19 protein-coding genes are annotated in these 25630 nt (G+C 47.6%); 11 read left to right on the top strand and 8 right to left on the bottom strand.

The genetic code is table 11. The features are described 5' to 3' along the window. The first annotated feature begins 12 nt into the window (after positions 1 to 12). From JNN12_02570 to rnc, 5 genes are all read left to right on the top strand, one after another. Entirely contained in the window at positions 13 to 372 is a 360-nt protein-coding gene (locus JNN12_02570; protein MBL7977197.1) for a hypothetical protein, read from the top strand. Positions 373 to 492: 120 nt separating this feature from the next. Beyond that, a complete protein-coding gene (locus JNN12_02565) occupies positions 493 to 924 on the top strand; it encodes a hypothetical protein (GenBank protein MBL7977196.1) in 432 nt (143 codons plus the stop codon). 60 nt (positions 925 to 984) lie between these two features. Continuing rightward, positions 985 to 3231, top strand: coding sequence for a TonB-dependent receptor (locus JNN12_02560; protein MBL7977195.1), 2247 nt, complete (start codon positions 985 to 987; stop codon positions 3229 to 3231). Continuing rightward, the gene (locus JNN12_02555; GenBank protein ID MBL7977194.1) at positions 3231 to 3881 is read left to right on the top strand and encodes a hypothetical protein; all 651 of its coding nucleotides are present in this window, start codon (positions 3231 to 3233) and stop codon (positions 3879 to 3881) included. The genes JNN12_02560 and JNN12_02555 overlap by 1 nt, the downstream gene beginning before the upstream one ends. 500 nt (positions 3882 to 4381) lie before the next feature. Continuing rightward, a complete protein-coding gene (gene rnc, locus JNN12_02550; protein MBL7977193.1) occupies positions 4382 to 5194 on the top strand; it encodes a ribonuclease III in 813 nt (270 codons plus the stop codon). A 13-nt stretch (positions 5195 to 5207) separates the two neighbouring features. On the opposite strand, the gene JNN12_02545 is transcribed toward rnc, so the two are convergent. Continuing rightward, positions 5208 to 6077: a hypothetical protein gene (locus JNN12_02545; GenBank protein MBL7977192.1), complete on the bottom strand. Its 870-nt coding sequence runs from the start codon at positions 6075 to 6077 to the stop codon at positions 5208 to 5210. Positions 6078 to 6523: 446 nt separating this feature from the next. Between JNN12_02545 and JNN12_02540 the strand changes: the two genes are divergently transcribed. Both JNN12_02540 and JNN12_02535 read left to right on the top strand, forming a co-directional pair. After that, positions 6524 to 8689, top strand: a complete 2166-nt coding sequence (locus JNN12_02540) for a LysM peptidoglycan-binding domain-containing protein (protein ID MBL7977191.1) — start codon at positions 6524 to 6526, stop codon at positions 8687 to 8689. A gap of 309 nt (positions 8690 to 8998) precedes the next feature. Next, entirely contained in the window at positions 8999 to 10405 is a 1407-nt protein-coding gene (locus JNN12_02535) for a Glu/Leu/Phe/Val dehydrogenase (GenBank protein ID MBL7977190.1), read from the top strand. A 56-nt stretch (positions 10406 to 10461) separates the two neighbouring features. Here JNN12_02535 and prmC read toward each other — a convergent pair whose 3' ends face one another. The 4 genes from prmC to JNN12_02515 form a co-directional block, all read right to left on the bottom strand. Continuing rightward, positions 10462 to 11310, bottom strand: a complete 849-nt coding sequence (gene prmC / locus JNN12_02530) for a peptide chain release factor N(5)-glutamine methyltransferase (protein MBL7977189.1) — start codon at positions 11308 to 11310, stop codon at positions 10462 to 10464. After that, positions 11307 to 12365 carry a VWA domain-containing protein gene (locus tag JNN12_02525; GenBank protein ID MBL7977188.1) on the bottom strand — a complete coding sequence of 353 codons (1059 nt, stop codon included), beginning with the start codon at positions 12363 to 12365 and terminating at the stop codon, positions 11307 to 11309. Before JNN12_02525 ends, prmC begins: the two co-directional genes overlap by 4 nt. Positions 12366 to 12394: 29 nt before the next feature. Then, entirely contained in the window at positions 12395 to 13801 is a 1407-nt protein-coding gene (locus tag JNN12_02520) for an MBL fold metallo-hydrolase (GenBank protein ID MBL7977187.1), read from the bottom strand. Positions 13802 to 13896: 95 nt separating this feature from the next. Beyond that, positions 13897 to 15108 carry a C40 family peptidase gene (locus JNN12_02515; protein ID MBL7977186.1) on the bottom strand — a complete coding sequence of 404 codons (1212 nt, stop codon included), beginning with the start codon at positions 15106 to 15108 and terminating at the stop codon, positions 13897 to 13899. A gap of 231 nt (positions 15109 to 15339) precedes the next feature. Between JNN12_02515 and JNN12_02510 the strand changes: the two genes are divergently transcribed. The 4 genes from JNN12_02510 to JNN12_02495 all read left to right on the top strand — a co-directional run bounded on the left by JNN12_02510 (position 15340) and on the right by JNN12_02495 (position 18925). Continuing rightward, positions 15340 to 15966 carry a sigma-70 family RNA polymerase sigma factor gene (locus tag JNN12_02510; protein MBL7977185.1) on the top strand — a complete coding sequence of 209 codons (627 nt, stop codon included), beginning with the start codon at positions 15340 to 15342 and terminating at the stop codon, positions 15964 to 15966. Positions 15967 to 15990: 24 nt separating this feature from the next. Then, positions 15991 to 16416, top strand: coding sequence for a hypothetical protein (locus tag JNN12_02505; protein MBL7977184.1), 426 nt, complete (start codon positions 15991 to 15993; stop codon positions 16414 to 16416). A 144-nt stretch (positions 16417 to 16560) separates the two neighbouring features. Further along, a complete protein-coding gene (locus tag JNN12_02500; GenBank protein ID MBL7977183.1) occupies positions 16561 to 18039 on the top strand; it encodes a sigma-54-dependent Fis family transcriptional regulator in 1479 nt (492 codons plus the stop codon). A gap of 61 nt (positions 18040 to 18100) precedes the next feature. Then, positions 18101 to 18925 (top strand): EcsC family protein, encoded by an 825-nt coding sequence (locus JNN12_02495; protein MBL7977182.1) that lies wholly within the window; start codon positions 18101 to 18103, stop codon positions 18923 to 18925. A 157-nt stretch (positions 18926 to 19082) separates the two neighbouring features. Here JNN12_02495 and JNN12_02490 read toward each other — a convergent pair whose 3' ends face one another. The 3 genes from JNN12_02490 to JNN12_02480 form a co-directional block, all read right to left on the bottom strand. Then, positions 19083 to 20075, bottom strand: coding sequence for a dihydroorotate dehydrogenase-like protein (locus JNN12_02490; protein MBL7977181.1), 993 nt, complete (start codon positions 20073 to 20075; stop codon positions 19083 to 19085). A 21-nt stretch (positions 20076 to 20096) separates the two neighbouring features. Beyond that, positions 20097 to 23669, bottom strand: coding sequence for a pyruvate:ferredoxin (flavodoxin) oxidoreductase (nifJ, locus tag JNN12_02485; GenBank protein ID MBL7977180.1), 3573 nt, complete (start codon positions 23667 to 23669; stop codon positions 20097 to 20099). 135 nt (positions 23670 to 23804) lie between these two features. Next, on the bottom strand, positions 23805 to 25436 hold the full coding sequence (locus tag JNN12_02480; protein ID MBL7977179.1) for an NAD(P)-binding protein: 1632 nt from the start codon (positions 25434 to 25436) through the stop codon (positions 23805 to 23807). Between the last annotated feature and the right edge of the window lie 194 nt (positions 25437 to 25630).

Genomic DNA, 25630 nt, shown 5'->3' with positions numbered 1-25630 from the left:
GCAAGGTGTTTTATGCGATCCATCGGCTTTGTATCCAAAGTTTTCCATCTTGCCCTAACAGCTTTGTTGTTGGGTGGTATGGTTTCGCCGATGTTTCATGAAGTATCTCAAGCACATGAAGCCATTGTTCACGATCGCACGCATCATCAAGTACAAAATAAACACGAACCCCACGCAGAAAAACCATGTAGTGCAGATGTACATCATCACGATTGTGCCCTGCACCATGCTTTGACCCTGTGGAATGGGGCCGTTGTTGTGGCGAAGCAGGCGTTCTTACATCCTAAGGCTCTATTATTCGCCGATACAGTCGAACAAAATGAGTTTGCATTTCTCTGTACTCCACCCAGCCGGGCGCCCCCGCTAAGCTAATACTTTTTTACTAGGCCATCACTTGTTGTTCCGAACATAAAACATCTTCGGAACATGGGCGTGCGCAAAACTTGCGACACCTCATAACGATTCATTTTATAAAATTCAATGTTTACAATCATGACAAAGAAAGTTATCTCAACACTGCTCTTTGCAGTATTGGCTTTTGTTCCTGCCTGCGATTTGGTAAATGGCCACGAAGAACACACCGAAGCCGAAGGTTTTGCCATCTATAAAGGCTCCACCGAAGTGATTCGCTATTTTGATGGGAAAATTGACAGCGGTAGCAAAATCAGTCTTACGCTTAATGCAACCGATGCCTATACGGTTAAATGGTTAGATGCCGATAAAAAAGAAATTACTGAACTGGAAGAAGGGAGTTCCCTACATATCGCCAGTACGGATGCCACCATTTTTACCGTAGCCCTTGATGGGGCATGGGGATTAAAGGTGACCGGCAAAAAAGCAGGTACAGCCGATTTGGAGGTGGGTCTTTTGCATGAAGGCCATTTCGACTTTGCGAAAAGAACCATTCCTGTAGAAATTAAATAATCACGTTTTTCTGTTTGCATCCGGGTGCCAATGGTGTCCGGATGCACTTTATTTGCTGGTATGAGCCGTTCATTCCTTTTGTTGCTGGTGCTTCCTAACTTTGTGTTTGCCCAGACGTCATACAGTCGGGTCAAACAAGAGCCTTACTGGGCGCCACCTTCATCTTCTCTCCTATCTCCAGGTGCGGTGCTTGCTGGGTGTATTACCGACTTCGCCACGGGTGATCCTGTGCCCTTTGTCCAATTGCTCTTAGAGGAACTACGGAGAACCTCGATGACAGATGAAAGTGGGCAGTTTGTATTTCCTAATGTACCTTCTGGAATTTATCACCTGAAAACCTTTAGGGTAGGGTATCAGTCAATAGAACAACCTATTCAAGTAAGTACCCAAGACACGGTTCGCCTTACGGTCCGACTAACGGCTTCCATTAACCAACTGGGGGAGGTGGAAATTATGGGTGAATCAGAGAATAAATTAGAGAAGGCTGCACTTGCTGTGGAAGGCGCCACGCTCCGCCAAAACTTGTCCGGAACGATTGCCGAGACGCTTTTGGGAACAGCAGGAATGGCGATGCGCTCTATGGGGCCGGCACCTGCGCGGCCTGTGTTGCGAGGGATGGGAGGAGATCGTTTAACCGTTTTGGAAGATGGCGGACGGACGGGCGACCTCTCGGCTTCGTCGGCAGATCATGCGGTGGTCATCGAACCACTCAACGCCGAGCGTATCGAGGTGTTACGCGGTCCCGTAGCATTGGCGTATAGTGCCAGTGCCCTTGGTGGAGTTATTAACGTTGTGCGGAACTTCATTCCCACACATCAACCAGAAGCCCTACATGTGGCAGCATCTTTGCAAGGAGAAAGTGTAAATAAAGGCATCTCGGTGGGGTACATGGTTGGTGCACCCATCGGAAAAATAGCCTTACATACCGATGGCTCGTTTCGAACAGCCCAAGATCTCCAGACACCTTCTGGAGTACTTAAAAATACCGACCTCCGTACCCTCAATGGCTCTATTGGTCTTTCCTCTATCCAAAAGTGGGGACATGTGGGTGTCGCTTATAGTCATTACAATTCGCGATATGGTATTCCTGGTGGATTTGTGGGTGCGCACCCTAATGGGGTACGTATTGCACTCTACCGCAATCATGCAGAGTTTTCCGCTGAATATGTACCACAAAATGCAATCCATCTGACAAATATAACCCTCAAAAATAATTTCACGTATTATTTCCATCAAGAATTTGAGGCCAGTGGTGCCATTGGTATGGAGTTTCAGACCCTCGAAGTACATACCAAAATAGATGCGCAAACCAAATCCATCGGGCCATTCCAGCGCGGCAAGACAGGCATTTCGGGTTTGTATCGCCAGTATAATGTAGGGGGGCTTGTTTTTTCACCCAATGTCACTGAGTTTGCGGCAAACGGTTATGCGTATCAGGAAGCAAAAGCAGGGCCTTGGACGCTTAGTGCTGGAATTCGATACGATGTTCGTACAGCCATTCCCGAAAAAGAAACCCAAACCCGTATTGGTTTTATCCGAAAACGCGATTTTGGTGGGTTTGCGGCCTCGGTTAGTATAAACAACCAAGTGAGCCGCCGTCTCTCGATGGCATTAACGTTCAATCGTTCTATCCGGATGCCTGCCATAGAAGAATTGTTTACAGAAGGCCCGCACTTGGCGGCCTATTCTTATGACACAGGAAATCCTGAACTGATCACCGAAAAAGGCTATGGTGCAGAGTGGAGCGCTCGTTACCGCACTACCGGAAGCGAAGCCCAATTAACGCTTTTCCGCAACCGGATTCCGACGTACATTTATTTGGCCAATACTGGAAAAATCAATAACCGCACCCTTTTACCAGTATATCAGTATAGTGGTGGGGATGCAAGATTGCAGGGATTCGAGGCGATGCTTCATCAATCGCTTTTTGCTGGACTTTCGGTAACGACCACCCTTAGTTTTGTTTCAGGGACCTTGGTAGAGGCGTCAAAACCACTCCCACAAATGCCGCCAATGAATGGAAATGCGGCTGTACAGTATCATCTGGGCAATCTACGTCTTTCCGGTGGTGTTAAGTTTGCTGTAAAACAAGACCAATTAGGCGATTTTGAGGAAGCCACCAATGGGTATGTGGTTCCAAACCTATCGGCACAATACCACCTTACAACGGGTAAAAAACTGCATACCATAGACCTAAGCCTTAACAACCTGACCAATACCATCTATCGAGATCATTTATCTCGGGTGAAGAGTATTATGCCAGAACCGGGGTTTAACATGAAATTGCTTTATCGGATATATTTTTAATGACTACCGCTTCTGAAAAAGGTCGCATAGAGGCCGCCGAAAAACTTTGGCCGGTTTTCTTGGGCCTTGTGGGTACAAAAGCTGCTCTACTTTGGGAAGAGTTGACCAAGGCTTACTCAGAACCTCATCGTGCTTACCATAATCTGGTGCATTTACAAAATATGTTCCATGTTCTACGCCCTTATAAGCATACTCTACGGGATTGGGATGCGGTTCTACTGGCCTTGTTTTGTCACGATGTTGTATATAATCCGGTGGCTTCAGACAATGAAGTCCAGAGTGCTAAATGGGCTTGCGAACGATTCGATAAACTTGTGCCAACTGCCACTCTACACCTTTGCGAAGCGCTAATTTTGGCAACAGCGACGCATCGGCGTCATAACGAGGAGACGTTTAATCTTTTTATTGGCGCCGATCTTGCTGTTTTGGGGAGTACATGGCCAGAATATCTGCGCTACGCCCAAGCCATTCGGAGCGAATATGCGCTTTATCCAGACGAAAGTTACCGTAATGGCCGAATGGCCGTGTTGCACTGCTTTTTGGATCGGGACCGGATATTTTATGCCGAATCGTTTTTTCGTACTTATGAAGCCATCGCCCGCAAAAACCTGAAGCGAGAATGTACCTACTGGGAAAAAAGAATGACGTAATGCCTCGTAAAGATAGGTGCAACTTAATAATAGGTTTAAATTGCAATGTTTTATTCTATAAGACATTAAATTTTATACACCTATGGTAATAGATAAGGTCACTTTGTTTTTGTGCTTTTGGGCAATGTTTTTAGGTTTTAAACCCACCGAGAAAGCCAGTTCCTCTTTGAAAGCGTTAAGTATTCTATAGGGTACAAGATCGTTACCCCAAGAAGTTTAGACACAGGCTTATATGGTCCTGATAGTACACTCAGCAATGGCAGGTCCAAAATATAATAATTTGTTCATTCGTGGTTGTTCAAGGAGACATTTCCTGATAAACGATTAAGAATCTATTTATTGTTTATGGGAACATGGACAATATTTTTTTTCCGAACGTGATCTGCTTAAATTCCCTTAATGTCCTCCCTCCATTCTACGGCAAACGATCTTTTTTTCTGCATTTTGCACTCCGGTGCCAGATGTCATTCACCTGATACGGCGTTATTGCGCTCCCAGCCATGCATTTGCCCAAGCCAGCTCCCTTATTTCGGGCCATTCGTAGTTTGTTTAAACGACCTACGGTTATATCTCCTCCGGTAGAGATTCTTCCGCCGTCCGTTGTTGTATCGCCTGTGGACCGCCTCGCCCTAGAGGAAATGTTGGATACGCCTATCCAAAACCTGTATTTATTCGAGATGGCGCTACGTCATCGCTCTGTTCTACGCAATGACCCCTCTCGGATTTTAGAATCGAACGAACGTTTGGAGTTTCTGGGAGATGCCGTTTTGGGCATGATCATTGGGGAGTATCTGTACCAACGGTTCTCCGACAAAGACGAGGGCTTTCTTACCCGTACCCGTGCCAAATTGGTGAATGGCGAGGTGTTGGCTATTTATGCACGCCGGATTGGCCTTAATCATGCGATACTGATCAGCCGAAATATGGAAGATGGGGGAGGGCGTACCAATACCACTATCTTGGCGGATGCCTTTGAAGCGGTTATTGGCGCATTATACTTGGATCAGGGGTATGCGGCTGCGCAACGCTTTGTGCTTCGTGTTATTGTAGAACATGCCAGCTTCGACGAATTGGTGCAACAGCAGCAAAACTTTAAAAGTCAGTTACTGGAATATGTACAATCTAAGGGGTGGGCACAGCCCGACTATCGTTTGGTCTCGGAAGAAGGCCCCAGTCACCAACGGGTCTTTACCGTCTGTGTTTATATCCAAGACAAGCCTTTAGGACAAGGGACAGGTGCTTCTAAAAAACAAGCGGAACAACGTGCCGCTGCCCAAGCTATGGAGTACTACAATTCTGTATTAGAACACTAATCGGTTTACATCCCTAATCCATTGTAGGCACGAAATGCCATCGTATGCCAAAAGAAATCCCCCTGCCGCGCATTTGGCGTATGCCTGCAATCCCCCAGCCTTGTACTCCCATATCTGCTGGTAAGGCATTATTTACTAAGAGGCTCAAGGGAGTCTCTTTTGGTTGGTAGGTCAATTCAGCCAATATATCGGTTAGAAGGCTAAAATCTTGAATCTTTTCTCCGTCTATCCGCATAAAATATACTCCGTGTTGGCGTAGCGCAAAACTTCCACGCCATGGCCCTTTTTGGCCTACTATCCCCATACCTAGGATGAGACGGTCTCCTCCATCATAAGTGAATCGGCTCCTCGCTTCAATCGTCAATGGAAAGGTGTAGAAATAACTTGCATGTCCGGTAAGATGAATAGCAGTACTTTTGGTGTGGCGACCCATTCGTTTGCTGAAGTGGTAAGACCACTCACAGGCAGTTTGGTCATCTGTCAGTGATTCGCCTGGCTGTGGGAAAAAGGTTTTTCGGTTTTGCGCAAGGTCTTGATGAAATATGAAGACCCATTGATGGGGCTTCCGCTCCCATCCGCCGCCGAGGGATGATTTACGAAGGCCATAAATTTTCTGCAAATTGGTTGTATTGGTAAAACGTTCGCCGCCCCCTGCCAACAAGGCTTGTATAAACCAACCATTCTGCAAAGGCAATATTCCGCCAATAACACCTTCCCACCGTCGTACACCACCGCCTATTTCTACCGTATTCCCAAGTGCGTCATAGGCAGATGTAAGGCTACCCAAACGCCCCGATACCCAGATACTTTGGCCCCACAAACAGGTTGCCCCGAATAAAAGGCAATACCCCAGCCAACAACCGACAGCACGCAAAAACTGCATTATTAAACCTCTTCTTTTGGTCTTCATCCAAGTTGTACGATTATTAATTTTTCGGTCTGCTAAAAATATGGCGTACAATGATGGGAATATACGATGGAGGTTTCTCCACAAAATCTATACGCCCATCATAAAAGGCACGGTTTTGGCGTTGTAGTACATAGAGAAAATATTTCGTTCAGAAAACTACGTGTTTTCGATGAATGGAATCACGATAGACGATCATTGTTTCTATTAGAATAGCAATGGTGTGTGCTCTGAATTTAAAGAAGCCTTTTCAAATTGTTTAAATTTTATGAATAAAAGCGCTTCCGGTATAGGGGCAGTATGTCCACCAGATGAAATTCACCGTTGTACTGTTCTAAATTTTTTATACTCTTACCTTAAACAACATAAGGGAACCCACCAGCTTTGTGTATGCCAAGCCAAAAACAGAGAGGAGTGAAAAGGTGAACCGATCAAAACTATTAGCGTGGGTGTTGTGTCTGGGGCCTACAGGACTGGTCTTTGCGCAACAACCTAAAACAACCCCATTGGCCACTCAGCCTGAGCCTACGACAATGTCAGTTGAGGGACGGCTGTATCGGGCCATCCAGTCCACACCTGTGGATGAAAGCATCTCGGTAGATGAGCAAGATCGTAAAATTGCGAAAATCTATCGAGATTATGCCCGTTTTCTGGAGTTGGACCGTAGCAAAGACCGCAACAAGGCAGACGGAATTTTACGGAACATTGTTGCAGAACTGCAATCTTTGTTAACCCAACCCGGTATTACAGATTTGATGCCTTTCCGGGATATGTACCGGACGGCTATTCGGACCACAAAAGATTTTTACGGAAAAGTAGATCCTTTACTGGTTGCCGAGAATGATGAAGTCTTTGAACTTCGTGCAGAAGTGATTGCAGAACTTGAGACCGACGACAATTCTAATTTGCTCGAAAATGTGAACGCGCCGTCCCAGCTCGGTCTGGCTCCCGTTAATACGGTATTTCAGATGGATCTGGAACGCCCCGTTCTCCGGGCAATTTCCTCGCTCAGTCGCAATAAAACACACTTTAGGACGGTTCGTACCCGTGCAGACTTATACTTCCCTATGATTGAGCGCATCTTGGAAGAAGAAGGTTTGCCGGATGAAATCAAGTATTTGGCCGTAGTAGAAAGTGCTTTGAATCCCCGTGCCCAAAGCTGGGCTGCCGCTGCTGGCTTATGGCAGTTTATTCCGGCTACAGGAGCGGGATACGGTCTTAATATCAATAATGCAATAGACGAACGGCGGGACCCAGAAAAAGCAACTCGTGCTGCCGCACGCCACCTCCGTGATCTACACCAGATGTTTGGTGGAGACTGGCAATTGGCGCTGGCAGGATATAACTGTAATCCTTACCGCGTAAAGCGAGCACTAGAACAAGCCTCTCAGCGGTTGGGCCGCAAAGCCACCTTCTGGGAGATTATGGACAAACTCCCACGCGAGACCCGCAATTATGTCCCGTTATTCATTGCGACGTACCTGATTATGAACAACCAACAGGCGTTCGATTTGGGTACTTATCCACAAGCGCCATCATATGAGTATGATGTGGTAGCTGTTCAGGGGGGTACTTCTTTAGACGAGATTTCTGACAAGTTACAAATCCCCATCACCCATATTCGCGCATTGAATCCAGAACTAAAAACCGACAAGACACCGTCGGCTGTTTCTGCCTCATTCATGCCTGACCGAATTTTGTTGGGGAATGGTGAAATGCCTGAACAAGGGTATTTACTTCGGGTTCCTAAGAATACGGGTTCAAACTTGGGTGACCTTGCATTGGGTACACCATTGCAGGTAAGTTATGGCACACGGACTGGTAACCTTGCACAACGTGCCGAAAACCCCTTAGAAAGCCTCGCTTCGGTGTTGCCTTCTTCACGGGATCGGGTTCGTTCCAAGCCTGAACCTAAAACCTCTCCGACGAAACCGGATAGTGGCCAGCCCTCTTCCGTTTTTGGTTCAACATCAGCAAGCGATACGGCTGTTGCTCCTGTTACCATACCCGCTCCTGCTGTAGCGGCCATTGCGGACTTGACCCCTGCACCGCCCAAAACAAAGGCTAAACCTACACCGAAACCACAGGAGCGCCAAGTGGCCGCACCAAAGGGTAAGCGTCAGGTTGTAAAAGTAAAACCGGGTCAAACCCTTACACAGTTGGCAACCCAGTATGGAGTAGAGGCTTCCGACATCAAAGAGTGGAATAACCTGCGTCATAACCAAATCAATGTTGGTCAACGCATTGTGATCTTCTCGGATACCAAGCCGGAGGAGCCAGGTGCACGGGAAGTGGCGGCTGCACGGGAATCTTCTAAACGTACCACAAGTAGTTCCAAGACGAAAACAACGGCTGCGCCTTCCTCGCATCGTGTTGCCAAAGGAGAAGGTCTGACGAGCATTGCCCGTAAATATGGTATAACTGTTGCGGAACTGAAGTCTGTCAATAATCTGAAAAGTAGCACTATTAAGCCAGGTGATATTCTTCGAATTAAAGGTGGCAAAACGGTTGATCCTAAAGGCACCAAAGCCAATACCAAGAGCAGCAAAAAAGAAAAAACAACGACTACTAAAAAGAAACGTCGCTAAGTTTTTCACCCACTCGTTTTTTAAACGGTCTTTTGTTTCAGCAGAAGGCCGTTTTTTTTTGGGGGGGAGTGGTAGCAGATTGTGGGAGGTATAAGCGGAATGGATGCTATTTAACCGTGGTACAACGAATAATTTTCCTTCGGGTGCTTTTTAGTTCTTATTTTTGATTAAATTGGAAGCGTTTCCATAAAGACTTGTGGATTGCAGGGTCAAAAACAACAAGTACAACTTGTACCCGTTATATGAAGTCTTCTCCTCGGAAACATGCTGCTTTCAGAGTGGCTTTTTCTAACGTAAAACGTCAATTTTATGTCCGACATTAGTTTTTTAGCTCAAGTCAACCGTATGTTTGAAAAGGCTGCGGTCCACACCAAACACCCAAAAGGATTGCTGGATCAGATTCGTATTTGCAATAGTACGTATGCCATGCAATTTCCATTAAAACGTGACGATGGCTCGATCGAGGTGATCCGGGCGTGGCGTGCAGAACATAGCCAGCATAAAACTCCAACCAAGGGTGGCATCCGTTATGCACCCAATGTAAATGCAGACGAGGTTACGGCACTCGCTTCGCTGATGACGTATAAATGTGCCATTGTGGATGTCCCTTTTGGTGGCGCAAAAGGAGGAATTTGTATTGACCGTCGCAAATATTCGGAAGCCGAACTTGAACGCATTACCCGGCGCTATACCTTCGAGTTGGTGAAGAAAAATTTCATCGGTCCGGGTATAGACGTTCCGGCACCGGATTATGGAACCGGAGCAAAAGAGATGTCGTGGATTTTGGATACCTACAACTCTCTTACCAGCGATTCGTTGGATGCACTTGCTTGTGTAACCGGAAAGCCAGTGGGGCAAGGCGGGGTTCGGGGGCGTAAAGAGGCAACTGGACGCGGTGTATTCTTTGGCCTGCGTGAAGCATGTTCCCACGCCGAAGATATGGCTCAGTTGGGGCTCAGTCCTGGGCTTGCGGGGAAAACGGTGGTCGTGCAAGGGTTGGGGAATGTGGGCTATCATGCGGCCAAATTTATTCAAGAAGGCGGGGCGGTTATTGTCGGTCTTGCAGAGTATGAAGGTGCTATCTACAATGCCAATGGCTTGGATTTGGAAAAAGTGGTTAAACACCGTAAAGAAACCGGTTCTATTTTGAACTTCCCTGGTGCCGAGAACATTACCCACTCGCAAGCGGCATTGGAATTGCCCTGCGATATTTTGGTTCCGGCAGCACTCGAAGCCGTAATTGTTGGAGAAAATGCCACCCGAATTCAGGCCAAGATCATAGCCGAAGGAGCAAATGGCCCTGTAACGGCCCATGCCGATACCATTTTGAATGAGCGAGGCATTATGATTATTCCGGATGTGTTTTTGAATGCGGGGGGAGTAACGGTTTCTTATTTTGAATGGCTTAGAAACCTACAACATGTTCGATTTGGACGAATGAGCAAGCGGTTCGAACAGAATATGCAAACCAAAATGCTGGACGCTATTCAAACATTAATTGGACAAAAATTAGACCCTCGGTTTATGGAGGAGGTGATACATGGAGCAAGCGAAGAAGACTTGGTAAACTCCGGACTTGAGGACACGATGATCAATGCGTATAACGAAGTACGGGCGATTGCACAACACCACAAAACAGACTTAAGAACCGCTTCTTTCATCAATGCAATAGATAAAGTAGCGGTTTCATATTTGGAAATGGGTATTTTCCCTTGATAAAACCTTGCGTCAGGGCTAAAGAGTCGGTCTTTTTTATAAAGTCCGGCTCTTTTTTACTTTTTGCCTATTGCCAGACGGGGTTTATTCGATAGGTCATGGATCACTTGAGCTTCAAAGAAGCCGGAGTCCTCCAAGAGATTTTTTACATCGTCGGCAAAGTCGGTATGACACTCCAAGGCCACCCATCCACCCGGTGCAAGCATTTTGGTGGCACTTAAAACCAAGGCGCGGTAGAATCTTAAAGGCTCCCCTTCCGTAAAAAGTGCCAAATGTGGTTCGTATGCGATCACTTCATTTTGCAATGTATGTGCCTCTTCGCGCAACACATAGGGCGGATTAGAAACGATCAGGTTAAAAGGGGTGTGAAAGACTTCTGGAAACATAGGGTCAAGCATATCGGCGCTATAGAATTGAACATTTATCTGATTCAGTTGGGCATTTTCCCGGGCAACTTCCAAGGCGCCTATGCTCACATCACAGGCTGTCACCTGATATTCTGGTCGTAAATGCTTTAGACCAAGTGCAATACATCCACTACCTGTCCCGACATCTAGTATCCGTAGAGGGCCGCGTAAGTGTGTGCTAAGCCAATGGGTAAGCCACTCAGTTTCGGGGCGAGGAATGAGAACATTTGGGTTAACTTTTAGGGTTAATCCCAAAAAGGGTACCGTTCCAATAATATATTGAATGGGTTCATGCTGGATTCTTCGGTGCAAAAAAGATTCCCAACGTGCGAGATGCGTAATGGTGACGGAGTCATCCAAGTGGAGTAATACACCAGTTCCAGACCATCCCGTGAGGTGTTCTAATAGCCAACGGACTTCGAGGTTGGCTTCGGGTGTCTCTAGCCCAAATTGCATCAAACGGTGAATGGATGCTTGTTTTAGATCGCGGTATGTCAAAGTGTGTGTGGGGTCATAGCAGAAGAGAACAATGTTTTGGGCTTTTTTCTGCGATCTGGCAAGAGCCATTCAATCAGCAACAGCAGCAACGCCACACCCAAAGGCCATTGGAATTGTTCCTCATAGGCAGCAAACTTAGTGGTTCCAAATTTTGTTTTTTCCATTCCGGCCAATACATCGCTGAAGTCTGAAAGGTTACTGGTGGTACGGGCAATCCGGAAGTAGGCGCCGTCTTTGCCTAAATCCTGTAAGGCTGCTTCCTCTAATTTGGTGATCACGGCTTGGCCATTTCGGTCGGTTTTAAGTCCTTCGGTGCGTTGGCCGTTTAGATATGCTGGAATGGTTACGCCTACGGTTTCGCCTACACCAGCTGTAAATAGGGTAATGCCAGATTCTGCCGCCCTACTCCTGAGTGTGCTCATGTCTCCGCTATGGCTTTCGCCATCTGATACAACCAATAGAACCTTGCTGCGGTTGCCTTTAGAATCCTTGTCGGTCCCTTTCATGTCGAACGCCTTAATGACCACCTCCAACATCCGGTCGTACTGTGTGCCTTGCGTGGGCATCTGGTCTGGCTCCGAGATGTCTAAAAACAACTTTAGGGCGTTATAGTCCAATGTCACGGGGCATTGAAGAAAGGCATCTCCACCGAATAGGATTAGCCCAACTCGGTCGCCATTGAGTTTTTCTACCAATTTTGTTAGCTCAAACTTAGCCCTTTTCAGGCGGTTGGGGGCCACGTCTTCCGCGAGCATGGAAGTGGAGACATCTAGGGCGATCATCAAATCTACCCCTTCACGAGAAACTTCCCGGACCTTTGTCCCCATTCTTGGTCCAGCTAAAGCCAGAGCCAAAAAAAACACCGAAAGTGCAAACAGCGTTGCTTTCCACCTACGCCGTCTGGTGCTAACACCTTCGGAGAGGCGTTCCACCAGCATGGCGTCCCCAAATACATCACGTGCCCGTTTTCGTTGAAATGCTTTCCAAAGATAGCCTGAAATGGCCACTGGAACCGCGAATAACGACCATAAGAATATAGGATGTAACCAATCCATTGTTATTTAGAACTTGGGCTGTACCCCATTTACAATATAACTGAGTGACCACGGACCGGAATTTCCACCTGCTTAAAGCCCTTGGTTTTGAGGGCTGTTTGTAGCAACTGCTGGCGTTCTAATTCGCCATGTACTAGAAATGTTTGTTGGAGGCGGTCTATGTCTAATTTCCCCAGGAAATCCAGCAATTCCGGTTCGTCGGCATGAGCAGAAAGCGAAGAAAGGGTAACCACTTCAGCCTTTCGGAGATACTCTTCGCCAAAAATACGTACCACAGGATCCTTATTGATCAGGCGTCGCCCTAAGGTGTTCTCGGCGCAGTAGCCCACCATCAATACCGTCGTTTTGGGATTGCTGATGTTGTTGCGTAGGTGGTGTAGTATGCGGCCAGCTTCGCACATACCCGATGCCGAAATCACGACCATTGAACCACGTTGTGTATTCAAGGCTTTAGACTGATCTACCGAACGAACGTAGCGCAGTTTCTCGAAACCAAATGGATTTTCATCCTCCCGGAGGTAGTGCCGGGTTTCTTCGTCGTAACATTCTGGATGTGATTGGAAAACGGCTGTAGCACTTACCGCAAGCGGACTATCCACATACACCGGAATTCGGGGTAATTCACCTTCATTCCACAACTGGTCTAAGGCATATACCAGTTCTTGGGTTCGTCCTACCGCAAAGGCTGGAATCAGAATTTTACCGCCTCTACTGGCCGTGTTACGGATGACATTGGCCAGCGCCTCATTGGTTTCTGTAGTGGGCGGATGGGTTTGGCCGCCATAGGTGGATTCTGTAATGATCCAGTCACAGTCTTCCATGGTTTGGGGATCACGGATGATTGGTCGTTCCGGTCTGCCTATATCTCCAGTGAAACCTAATCTTTTCTCTCGTCCGCCTTCTTGGATTTTCAAGACCATTGAAGCAGATCCCAAAATGTGCCCCGCATCCCGATACTCTACCGATAGCCCTGGTAATGGTGAAAAAGGGGTATCGTAGCCCACCGAAACAAATCTTTTGAGCATGTCCTCGGTATCTGCCTGTGTATAAAGCGGTACAATTTCCGGACCTTGTGGCCCACGGCGGTTTTTGTTGCGTTTATTCAAAAAAGCTGCATCGGATTCTTGAATGTAGGCCGAGTCCATGAGCATAATTGCACAAAGGTCGTAGGTGGCATGGGTGGCATAAACACGTCCTCGAAAGCCATCTTTCCAGAGTTTGGGCAGAAGACCTGCATGGTCTATATGGGCATGGGACAGAAGTACCACATCAATTTCGGCGGGATTAAACAAAAAAGTCCGGTTGATGTGATTGGCCTCGTCCCTTCTTCCTTGAAACAGGCCACAGTCCATTAAAATCTTATGACCGCTTTCCAACTCGAGCAGGTGCATCGAACCTGTTACTGTTTGAGCGGCGCCGCAAAAAGTGAGTTTCATGCGTAGTGTAGATAGTGGTATAACAAAAAAAGATTTTCAAGAGATGACGCAAGATAGCCACATCTTTTAATAAACGCCCCATGTTGCATTTGTTTTTATTGCGGCACGAGGGGTACAGACAAACGAACCTCGGGAACATGGCCCAGCATCCGGCGGGCATACAAGTACCTACCGCGTTCGTAGGCACTATAGTCCGTATGTTCCGGAATCATACTGTTGATCTGGACTCGTGAGGAAGCATGGATAAAACGTCCTTCTCCAATCCATAAGCCCACATGAATGACCCGTTCTCGGCTATTTGGGGTGGCTTTTTTGCCGAAGAACAATAAGTCTCCGGGCTGAAGGTGGGAGAAATCGCCCGTTTCATCCACCAAAATACCTTCATGTGCTTGTTGTGATGCATCCCGTTGGAGCATTAAGCCATTCATGGCATAAATGGTTTTGGTAAATCCACTACAATCCACTCCTTTCGCCGATGTGCCGCCCCACAGATACGGCACGCCCATTAAACGGCGTGCGGCTTCGACCAAAGAGGCCGAGGTAGCCCGCGTTTGTGTTTGCCATAAATCATAGGGCATTGCATCCGCCTTAGGGACAAACCCCATACGACCATCAGGGTAATTCACCTGAAAAAACATGCCTTCCTCCCGTACAATCACCAAAATATTGCCCGCAGTCAGATCCGAGACAGGTTCACTCCGTTCATCAGGTCGGGAAAAAGAAAATCCAAAAGGACGTAAATACACCATTTTGGGTGCCGCTTCATATTGTTTTTTGGCTGACTGCGTGAGGCGATGTAAGGCTCCTCCCTCCACCCATGCCAAATAGCCATCGGGTGTTTGTACCCAATACCAATAATCTTCTGCTTTAAGAACCTGTACCAATTGCCCCAGTAATACTTGTGTGGCCATCTCGGCGGCATGTTCAGGCTTATAGCGCAAATTGATAACGGCATTATTGGCAATGGCCCACGCTTTTTCGCCGACAGTGGTATTGGGCAACAACTGTAGGCTATCGGTCACTACCATGCCGAGTTGGGCTATTTTTTGCAGCAATGCCAATTTTGCAACGGGCAGATTCGTCTCACCTTTCAGTACCCACCGAGTACCACGAGGCAGAAAATCTGTTTGGAAATGGGCTACTCGACCATCTGGGGCAAAGGTCTTTTGAATTTCCTGGGCAGCATCCAGAAGAGCACTTGGTGGTACAGGAGTGGCTGGTTTTACGGAAGGCGCGGTACTGTTGCATCCAGTCGTTATGAAAACCAATCCAATCCAGCACAGGCCGATATATTGGGGTATCCGCATTGGCATAAGCGTATTTGTATAGGTTGATACAATAATTTATCCGAAAATAAGGAAATTCTTACTGGATGAATCCAATTATCCTTTTTATCGTTCTGTTGAAATGACCAACATAAACGTCAGTTTGCCTGATCTGCCATACGAACTGCGAAAAAAAGATCGTACTATACAGGATGGGCTATTTTTTTCTTAGATTCCCTTTCCGAGAAAACCCCTCCCAGCATACCAAAACCCATGACGGATCAAATATCCACCGGACAATCGTCCGCGCCCTCTGCCTCAAGTGTACAAGACCGTACGTGGGTGGAGCAGGCCCTGATCGGAAACGAAGTGGCCTTTCAGCGTCTGATGAATAAATATCGTGAGCCCATCTGGCACCACATCCGAAAAATGATCCGGAACGACGAAGAAGTGGATGATCTGGTGCAAGAGGCGTTTATCAAAGCCTTCTCTTCGCTTGGTTCGTACTCCACACAATTTGCCTTTTCGACTTGGTTGTACAAAATAGCCACGAATCACACAATAGACTTCTTGCGGAAGCGGCGCCTTAAAACCATTTCCATAGACAAGCCGGTTCAGACGAAAGACGGAGAAATGGAGTTGGAAATTCCGGATGTGGAGTATCGCCCAGATCGCCATATTGTGGAAGATCAGCGCAATCGTCTGATTGAAGAGGCGATCGCCAAGTTACCAGAAAAATACCATCGTGTTATAGTGATGCGCCACCAGCAAGAAATGAGCTACGAGGAAATTGCCGATCAACTAAGTTTGCCCTTAGGAACCGTAAAGGCACATATCTTCCGTGCGCGTGAAATGCTGTATCGTTTTCTAAAAGACAACAGAACGTCTTTAGAATTTTAACTGAACAACTAAAACCACAAACCAATGGTTGACATTCCTTCCGCTGCGAAACCAGTCAGTACTCTCGGAAAAAAAATAAAACGTTACCTCGTCCTTGTCCTCGTGCTAACCGTAGTCATTGTTGTCAGTATCTTCGCCTATGCCACTTTTGGTTATTACAGCGATGGGTTTCGGGTGGGCAATGTCATTAAAATGAGCAATAAGGGCTTTGTCTTTAAAACTTGGGAAGGCCAATTGGATCAAGGGTACATCACTCAGGAGCCAGGTGGGATTAATACCCGAATTTGGAATTTCTCGGTACACACCAAAGATGAAAACGTGCGTAGGTCTATTGAAAAGGCCATTACCGAAAACAAGAAAGTAAAATTGTATTATAGGGAAAAGTTTATGGATGTCTTTTTTCTGGGAGAAACCCGGTACTTTATCTACTCGGTACAAGAAATCCGGTAATGCAAGACCTTCGTCATTTGTTATCCACAAAGCCTCGTTCGGGGCTTTTTTTTTGTTTCATTTTGATACAAGAGCATTATTCTTGTATATTCTACCTTCTGATATTGTCTCTCATCTGCAAAACTCCGCAATCCAAAATAGACCATGAAATTCTTGATATACGTCGTGGATGACGATCGGCATTATGCCCGATTGCTTAGCTACCAACTCGAAAAGGGTACCGAAAATGAGGTTCGGGTGTATAATAGTGGGGAAGATGTCCTGGCTGTCATGGACGACCGTCCCGATCTAATCCTTTTAGACATTATGATGCCGGGTATTGATGGGATTCAAACCCTGAAGGAAATTAAGCGTCGTATGCCCGAAGCAGCCGTGGTGATGGTTTCTGCGCAAGGTACTTTAGACATTGCCATCGAAGCCATGAAAAGTGGCGCCTATGATTATATCACGAAGGGGCAAGATGATTTTGTAAAGCTGAACAATATTGTTCGGAATGTTACCGAAAAAATTTCGTTGGCCCGCGAGGTGGAAAATCTGCGCGGCGAAGTGGCCCAACGATATGGCCTTAACGAAATCGTGGGCGACTCGCCTTCCATGGAAAGTGTGTACCGCCTCCTTCAAAAGTCCTTACGTGGCGATCTTACAGTGGCCATTCAGGGCGAAAGCGGAACTGGCAAAGAGCTTATTGCGCGTGCCATCCACTACAATTCGGCACGACGCCGAGGGCCATTTGTGGTGGTAAACTGTGCTGCTATTCCACATGAACTAATGGAAAGCGAGTTTTTTGGTCATGAAAAAGGCTCGTTTACAGGGGCCATCGCCCGAAAAACGGGTAAGTTTGAACAAGCACATGGTGGGACTATTTTTCTCGACGAGATTTCGGAATTGGATCTGGGGCTGCAAGCCAAGTTGTTACGCGCCCTCCAGAGCCGCGAAATTACCCGTGTGGGGGGGAATGACACCTTTATGTTTGATGCCCGCGTCATATCGGCCACCAACCGCGAAATCCTTCAAATGATCCGCGAAGGCAAGTTCCGCGAAGACTTGTATTACCGCCTCTTCCAATTCCCCATCACACTCCCGCCATTACGTGAACGTGGACAAGACGTTTTGGTGTTGGCGCAACATTTTCTAAAAGAATACCGGAAAGCCAAGCCGGATACCATTGCCAAGCGCCTATCTTCCGAGGCTACACGGTCTATTTTGGAGTACAATTGGCCGGGCAATGTCCGTGAGTTGAAAAGTGTCATAGAACGTGCGCTTTTGGTGGCGGATACCGAGGAAATTATGACGGAAGACCTCATGCTTCACCTCTCCCTTTCCATTAAGCCTTGGGAAGAACGGAGTGGTTCGCGTGAAAAACCGCCCACTACCGAAACCTCGGTTCAACCAGCGAAACCTGAGTTTGATGAGTCCGTAATGGAAACACCTTCTACAATAGAGGTCTTACTGGGAACCAAACAGGACGACACCATCGTTTCTTTAGATGATCTAAAGCGGCAGGCGGTGGAGCGGGCCTATCGGCTATGTGAGGGCAATGTGGACAAAGCCGCTGTTGAACTTGGCATTGGCCGTGCCACCATGTACCGTCTCCTGAAGAAATTTGGTATTTTGGACATTTAAGGGCTTACCGAGCCGTGACAAGCGTTTTGCGCGGAATCGGATGCCTCATTTTCCTCAACCGATTCCTTTTATGAAACTGACTGACTACGAAAAAAAAGCCCTGAAAGAAATTGACAAATGGCATGGTGGGGGTTCCAGTTTAGTCCAACAGATGATGGACTGGGCAATGATGCCAGTGGATTGGGCCGTGAACCAATTTGTTCCAGAAAATTTGCTTATTGAAGCCGATGGATTAATCACAAAGGGCTTGGAAGTCTTGAATGATGCGTCGCAATGGACCTACACCGAGCATTCTATTCTGGAGCGCGCACAAAAATCTGAAATCAGCTTAGAAAAGATTGAGGATTTACAGGAACAGCCCCTCGAAAAACTGGATGAACTGGCGCGGTCTTACTTTGATGAAAATGCCTTGTTGGCGGCAATTCAGGGTGGTGGAATGAGCCTTGGTGGCCCTGTCTTGTTACTGGCCGACGTACCGCTGCTTTTCACCATCAATTTCCGATTGATCCAGCAAATTGGCGCTTGTTATGGCTTTTCCATGCGCGGCGACCAATTTACCCCGCTTGTGTTGTCTATTTATAATGTGGCTTCTTCCGGTGGCCAAACCGCCAAAAAAGATGCTTTGCGTGAAATAAGTGTGGCTGCGGCGGCATTTGCGAACGAAATGAACTATAAAGGACGAAAAGGAGCAAACTTCCAAGATCAGAATCGTCATTTGCCCCGCGAAATTGCCAAGAATCTTATCGGAGCAAAATTGGGACAAATGATTCCATTGGCTGGTATTGCAATTGGTGCAGGGGTAAATTACTGGTTTACTTCACAAACTGCGCTAACTACGTTTATGTTGTTTCGTCAGTTGTACATCGAACGGAAAGAACGCATGTAGTGCTGGAGAATGGGGTAAGGAAAGGCGGGCTTATCTTTTATTTTGGTTTTTAAGGAAATAACAGGGGAATCGTTCGTTCCCCTGTTGCTTTTCGTTATGCAAGTATAGGTCTTAAGTGCGGGATTTGTGATACGGTTCAGATGACGCTTTGCTCAGGTCAGGGTTTGGCGTTTTCCAAAATGCGTATATAATTGGCGCGTTCATAGGCTACAGGGTCAGAAATATTTTGTTGACTCATCACCCCTTTAAAGGCTTCTACGCTTGCAAATCCCATTTCCTGCATCCACTCCTCTAAGTCATGGTGCATGTTTTTTAGATAGCCGATGCCATATTTATACAAAGCCGATGCCGTCATGGCAACATCGGCTCCTGCGAGCAGGTACTTTACCACCTCGCTGGCACTTTGGACGCCCGTTGTTGCGGCCAATGAGGCCCCAATGCGATGGTACAAAACGGCAATCCAAAGCAAGGGCAGACGAATTTCGGCGGCGTCCGAGAAACGTAGGTTGTGTAGTACCTTCAACTTGTGAATATCGAAATCGGGTTGATAAAAGCGATTAAACAAAACCAACGCATCTGCCCCATTCTTACTGGCTTGGTCGGCAAAATGTGCTATTCCACTAAAATACGGATTTAGTTTAAAGGCAACAGGTATGCGGACTGCCGCTTTTACGGCTCGAATAATCTCTAAATATCGTGCTTCCACCTCGTCTCCCCGAAGCCTAATATCCGCCGGAATCCAAAAGACATTCATTTCCAAGCCATCGGCACCTGCGGCCTCCATCTCGGCGGCATACTGAATCCAGCCCTCGTTTGTGATACCGTTTAGGCTTGCAATGACGGGCATGTCCACGCGCTCTTTGGCCTGACGAATCAATTCTAAGTATTGCGCTGATCCCACATGATAATCGTCCAGTTCAGGAAAAAAATCTGCTGCTTCGGCAAACATATGATTGGTAGCTGCCATAATGGCATCGTAGTGTGCATGTTCTTGCCGGATTTGCTCCTCGAAGAGTGAGAAAAGTACCACCGCGCCTGCACCGTAGTCTTCCATCTTCAAGATATTGTCCAAGTCTTCGGAGAGGGGGCATGCGGAGACAACGATCGGAGACCGAAGTTCAAGGCCCATATAAGTAGTCCGTAAGTCCATTTTAACTATTGTTTATACGGTTTAGGCAATTGGGCTAAAGGCATCGGCTCCAAAGCCTGCCATTTCCACATAGTTTTTCCAACGGAGATCCACCAGTTCTTGTGCCAATTTTATGAGGCGTTCGGCCTCTTCCGGGTTGGTGCGGGTCAGTACTTTGTAACGCAATTCGTTATACGCATAATCTTTAAACGGCATAGAAGGAGCGGGCGAATCTAAGATAAATGGATTTTGTCCTTCTTTTCGTAGAACGGGATTGTAGCGGATCAATGGCCAATATCCAGATGCAACGGCTTTACTTTGTTGGTCCATCCCTTTTTCCATGTTGATCCCATGTGCGATACAATGGCTATAGGCCAACACCAGCGAAGGGCCTTCGTATGCCTCTGCTTCTCGGAGGGCAAGTAGGGTTTGTTGTGGATTGGCGCCCATGGCCACTTGTGCTACATACACATTCCCATACGAAATGGCCTGGATAGCGAGGTCTTTTTTGCCTACTCGTTTTCCAGCAGCGGCAAACTTAGCAGTGGCTGCTGTAGGAGTGGCCTTGGAGCTTTGTCCACCTGTGTTGGAATAGACCTCGGTGTCTAAGACCAGAACGTTTACATTACGTCCGGTTGAAAGGGCGTGATCTAAGCCACCCGAACCGATGTCATACGCCCAGCCATCTCCTCCCACCAACCAGATGCTTCGCCGCACCAAGTGATCGGCCACCGAGAGCAAGTGTCGGGCTTCGGGAGCATGAATGTGTTGTAGGCGGGATCTTAATTCTTTCACCCGTGCCCGTTGTTCAACCAATTCCGATTCATATACCTGTGGCGCTTCGGCGATACGTTTTACGAAGTCAAAGCCCAGACGTGGGGCCAATTGCCACAAGAGTTCTATGGCCAGTGTATGGTGCTTATCGGCGGTAACCCTCATCCCCAAGCCAAACTCGGCATTGTCTTCAAATAATGAGTTGGACCATGCTGGGCCTTTGCCTGCTGCATTTTTTGTCCATGGGGTGGTGGGTAAGTTACCGCCATAAATAGAGGAACACCCGGTAGCATTCGCAACAATCAGACGATCTCCGAACAATTGTGTTAGGAGCCGGACATAAGGTGTTTCGCCACAACCAGCACAAGCGCCGGAGAACTCGAAAAGCGGCTCCAGAAATTGGGTGCCATGTACTGTTGCAAAATTTACCCGCGCACGGTCATTGATGGGTAATGACTCGAAGAAACGGATTTTTGACCTGATTTCTGGCTTGGGCGCGGTATTTGGCCGCATATTAATGGCTTTGCGGGTACGGTCTGTCGGATTTGTTGCAGGGCAAGCCTCTACACATAGGGTACAACCGGTACAATCTTCTTCATATACCTGCAAGGTATAGCGCGTATCGGGAAAACCTCTTGCATTGATGGCCGCAGAAGGAAAGGTTGCTGGTGCTTCGGCGAGATGATCTTTGTGATAAAACTTGGCGCGAATCACGCTGTGAGGGCATACAAAGCTACAATTTCCGCATTGGATACAAACCGAGGGATCCCATTCCGGTACCAAATCCGCAATATCGCGTTTTTCCCACTTGGTGGTTCCAGAGGGGTAGGTTCCGTCTGCGGGCAGTAAGCTGACGGGCAACTCGTCTCCCAAGCCGGCCATCATTTTGGCTGTCACATTTTGTACAAAATAGGGTGCTTCGTCGGAAACAGTATCTGGTAATTCTCGGGTGGCCGTAACGGTATTGGGAATAGTGACTTGATAGAGGTTTTCCAACGTCTGATCTACCGCTCGAAAGTTTTGCGCAATGACGGCTTGTCCTTTTTTGAAATAGGTTTTTTCGATGGCTTTTTTGATCTGTGAAATGGCTTCATCGCGGGGCAAAACACCCGAAAGCGCAAAGAAACACGTTTGCATAATGGTATTCACACGTCCGCCCATACCTGTTTTGCGTGCTACGGTATTGGCATCAATGACAAAAAAGTGCAATTTTTTATGGATAAGAGCTTCCTGCACCGAGCGGGGTAAATGATCCCAGACTTCGTTTGGGCCGTATGGACTATTCAGGAGGAAGGTTGCCCCTGATCTTGCGAGTGACAACATATCCACACGGTCCACAAAATTAAATTGATGCCCGGCTACAAAATCCGCCTGCCTAATTAAATATGGCGCCCGAATCGGCTCTGGGCCAAATCGTAAATGGGAAACGGTTCTTGCACCCGATTTTTTGGAGTCATAGACAAAATAGCCCTGTCCGTGTAAATCGGTAGATTCTCCAATAATTTTGATGCTATTTTTGTTTGCGCCCACGGTTCCATCTGCGCCCAATCCATAAAACAAGGCTTGCGTCCAGCCCGATTCATCCAATGCAAAAGCGGGATCGTATGGCAAGTGCGAATGGGTGACATCGTCCACAATCCCAACCGTAAAATGGTTTTTCGGTTGCTCCTGCTTCAGTTCGTCAAAAACAGCTTTCGCCATTCCGGGCGTAAACTCCTTAGAAGACAAGCCATAGCGTCCGCCGACGATGTGTGGCATACATGGGAATGTTCCTTGTGTAAATGCCTCTACAAAAACAGACAACAAGTCTTGATAAAGGGGCTCCCCCATGCCCCCTGGCTCTTTGCACCGGTCAAGCACCGCCAATTTGGTGACGGTTTTTGGTAATACGTCAAATAAGTGTTTGGCCGAAAACGGACGGTAGAGTCTTACACGCAGTACGCCTACTTTTTCACCTTTCCCTACCAAGTAATGTGCGGTTTCGAGGGCTGTTTCGCTGCCAGAACCCATGATAACGACCACGCGGTTGGCATCCGGTGCACCTTCATATTCGAATGGCTGATACCTGCGTCCTGTCAACTTGGCAAAATGGTGCATTACTGCTTCCACCACATCGGGGGTGCGGGTATAATACGGGTTGACGGTTTCACGCCCCTGAAAGTACACATCGGGGTTTTGAGCCGTCCCGCGTATGAAGGGATTGTCGGGATTAAGCGCCCGTGCTCGGTGTGCAATTACCAAGTCGTCGTTGATGATCTGTCGGATTTGTTCGTCCGATAAGACGTTTATTTTATTAACTTCGTGGGACGTACGGAAGCCATCAAAGAAATGAATAAACGGTAAGCGGCTTTCGAGGGTTGCTGCTTGTGCGATTAAAGCAAAATCGTGGGCTTCCTGTACATTGGCCGAAGACAACATTGCAAAACCAGTAGTCCGAGCAGCCATTACATCGCTATGATCTCCGAAGATGGACAATCCTTGTGCTGCAAGTGAGCGTGCTGCAACATGAAAAACGGCAGCCGTAAGTTCTCCCGCAATTTTGTACATGTTGGGCAACATCAGCATAAGCCCTTGCGAAGCGGTAAAGGTGGTAGTCAAGGCCCCCGTTTGTAACGCACCATGGACCGTGCCAGCAGCGCCGCCCTCGCTCTGCATTTCGATGACTTCTGGTACATTGCCCCATAAGTTTTTAACGCCTTTGGCTGCCCACTCGTCGGCAAGTTCGGCCATGGTAGAGGAAGGCGTAATCGGATAAATGGCGCAAACTTCGTTCACGCGATATGCCACATAGGCAGCAGCTTCGTTGCCATCTACGGTTAGAACGGTATGCTGATCGGCCATGATCGGTTGGTTTTGATAGGATTAAATTGGGGGACGTAAAAAGGTTGGGTTGCGCTGCAAATGAAAAAGTTTTTCTGGATGTTGGAAGGTTGTATAGGTATGCAAAACCAGCACCCAAAAAACTTTGCGTTTCATTTATAGAGGCTCCGGTGTCATCTCTATGGCATGACACGGGCATTGTTCGTGGCAAACGGCGCATCCCGTGCATAAATCTAAATTAAACCGATATCGTTTACCCGTGCCCAGTTTGATGATGGCTCCTTCCGGACATGAGCCATAACAGCCGTCACACTCGAAGCAATTGCCACAAGACAAACAGCGTTGTGCCTCATAGCGGGCTTCAGCCTCCGTCAATCCAGCCACAATTTCATCAAATCCTTCTGTTGCTACCTCATTCGGAAGGTGGGGTTGTTCTTGGGGTGGGGCATCGGTATGGAACCACAGATGCAGAAGATCTGCACCTACGACGGGTTTTTTAGGTGCTTTCAGGTAACTTTTCCCTCTTAGATAGGCATCCATAAAACGTGCGGCTTTTTTGCCATGCCCCACCGCAATGGTTACACTGCGGTCTTCAGGAACCATATCACCACCTGCAAACAGGCCATCGCACCCTGTCATCATATCCAACCCCACTTGTAAGGTACCGTCTTGGTTAAAGACCAAGTTGGGGACCTGCTTTAAAAAACGGGTATCGGTGTCTTGTCCAAGTGCCATAATCAGTGCATCGGCCTCCAAGGTCTCGAATTCTCCTGTAGGCACCGGTTTTCCGTTTTCGACCCGCATCACTTCTACGGTAAAGGTGGTTTCTTCGATGGATTTGATGGTGCGTAACCAATGGATTTTTACCCCTTCCCCCAAGGCTTCATCGGCCTCGAAGTCGTGTGCTGGCATGTGTTCGCGGTCTCGTCGGTAGATGATCAATGTTTCCTCGGCTCCGAGTCTTTTGGCCGTCCGCGCTGCATCCATCGCTGTATTCCCACCGCCATAAATGGCCACGCGCCGTCCCAGTTTCGGGGCAATGCCCATTTCCACATCCCGTAGATAACTCACAGCATCCAATATCTGACCAGCGGCTTGTGTGGGAATGGTGGTTTTTTTTCCAATTTGTGCACCAATGGCTAAAAATACGGCATCGAAATTTCCGGTGGCCTTGGCCGCCATCACGTCTTCTACTTTTTGGTTGAGGTGGATTTTTACGCCCATTGCGACGATCCGTTGTATCTCGGCCATTAATATGTTGCGTGGCAAGCGATACGCCGGAATGCCAAAATGCATCATCCCGCCAGGCAATGGCCCAGCCTCCTGAATCTCCACCTCGTGCCCCATGCGTGTAAGATGATATGCCGCCGAGAGGCCGCTTGGCCCGGCGCCGACCACCAAAACCCGCTTGCCAGACCGTGCTTTTGGAAAGGCGACTTGCCAGTTTTGCTCGATCGCCATATCGCCCAAAAACCGCTCGACCGCATGAATGCTCACCGTTTTGTCTATTGCCGCACGGTTGCACGAGTCCTCGCACGGGTGATAACATACCCGTCCGTGAATCGCGGGCATCGGATTTTCCTCTACCAATTTCTGCCACGCCGCATAATAATCCCCTGCTTGCGCAAGTGATAACCACCCTTGTATATTTTCGCCTGCCGGACAAGCATGATTACAAGGGGGCAACATATCCTGATAGATGGGGCGTTGAGACCGTCGCGGACCTGTTCCTTTTGCATGTTGGCGCAAATCGGGCGGCGCGGTCATGTCAGACTGGGTAAATGGCATGGTGTGCTACGATGCTACTGAAAAAGTATGATCTAGGTTATGAAAAACCTTTTTTTAAGGTAAGACCTGTTATGCAAAACTACTTTGCGATATTGGAGAAAGGTAAAGTAGGGGAAATACGTACAATAATTGTAGCACACAGTACAGAGGGGCAGAACCGTTGCTATATTCGTGTTGGTTTTGTGTATCTAATA

The sequence above is a fragment of the Bacteroidetes Order II. bacterium genome (assembly GCA_016788705.1).
In the GTDB taxonomy this organism is placed as follows: domain Bacteria; phylum Bacteroidota; class Rhodothermia; order Rhodothermales; family UBA2364; genus UBA2364.
This window is presented reverse-complemented; position numbering and strand designations above follow the sequence as displayed.